1 protein-coding gene is annotated in these 1,106 nt (G+C 59.3%); it reads right to left on the bottom strand.

The window, feature by feature from the left end; all coding sequences use genetic code 11:
- Positions 1-31: 31 nt before the first annotated feature.
- Positions 32-1,057 carry an IS110 family transposase gene (locus CSQ93_RS28485; protein WP_099380920.1) on the bottom strand — a complete coding sequence of 342 codons (1,026 nt, stop codon included), beginning with the start codon at positions 1,055-1,057 and terminating at the stop codon, positions 32-34.
- Between the last annotated feature and the right edge of the window lie 49 nt (positions 1,058-1,106).

Genomic DNA, 1,106 nt, shown 5'->3' on the forward strand with positions numbered 1-1,106 from the left:
GTGCTGTAAAGCAGTGAGTCTTGGGAGGCCCTCATGTTGTCATGGGCGCCTCTTTTATTTCAAATTCGGTATGGTGGGCCGCGATGGCCCATGCCGTGCGCGCCAGTTTGTTGGCCAATGCGCAGGCCACCACATTCGAGTGGCGTCGCGTGAGCATGGCGTGCACCCACTGCGCCAGGCGCCCACGTTGACGCTCCAGCCTCTGCATGTAAGCCCGCGCGCACTGCACCAGCAAGCGCCGCAGATTCTTGTCGCCGCGCTTGCTGATGCCCAGCAACTTGTTTTTACCGCCGGTACTGTACTGGCGTGGCACCAGCCCAACGGCGGCGGCGAAGTCACGCCCGCAGCGGTAGTGTTTGCCGTCACCCACTTCGGCGGCCAGCACGCTGGCCGTGATCGGACCGATGCCGGGCACTGTCATGAGTCGCCGGCCTAAATCGTCCTCGGTCACTTGCCGGGTCAGGTCCTTCTCAATATCGGCAATCTGCTTGTCGAGATACTTGAAATGGGCATGCAATCGCTCCAGCAGCAGCATCAACCGTGCTGGCAGGCGCTGTTCTGCCAGCACGGAAGGCAATTTGTTGATCGCAGCGTGGCCAACCGGCAAGCTGATGCCAAACTCCAGCAGAAAGCCGTGGATTTGGTTGCTCGCCCTGACACGCTCGCGTACCAGCGATTCGCGCACGCGGTGCAGCGCCGAAAGCGTCTGTTGAGCCTCGTTCTTGGGCGTGACAAAACGCATGGCGGGACGGCTGGCCGCCTCGCAAATGGCTTCGGCATCGATGAAGTCGCTCTTATTGCTCTTGACGAAGGGGCGCACGAACTGCGGCGAGATCAGCTTGGCCTCATGGCCAAAGCCGGCCAGTTGCCGGGCGATGAAGTGCGCTCCGGCACAGGCCTCCATGATGATGGTGCAGGGATGGAAAGTGGCGAGAAACGCGATCAGTTGTGGGCGGCTGAACTTCTTGCGCAGCAGTGTTTTACCTTGGCGATCCTGTCCGTGGACATGAAAGCTGTGTTTGCCGAGATCGATGCCGATGAGCGTAACGTTTTCCATGATGGCCTCCTTCAGAAATGAAAACACCCTATAAGTTTAGTAACTTATA

It is taken from the genome of Janthinobacterium sp. BJB426, from assembly GCF_002735705.1.
GTDB lineage: Bacteria > Pseudomonadota > Gammaproteobacteria > Burkholderiales > Burkholderiaceae_D > Janthinobacterium.

Excerpts from the sequence above, each read along its gene's own strand:
- CSQ93_RS28485 (WP_099380920.1), bottom strand. The coding sequence starts at position 1,057 with ATGGAAAACGTTACGCTCATCGGCATCGATCTCGGCAAACACAGCTTT.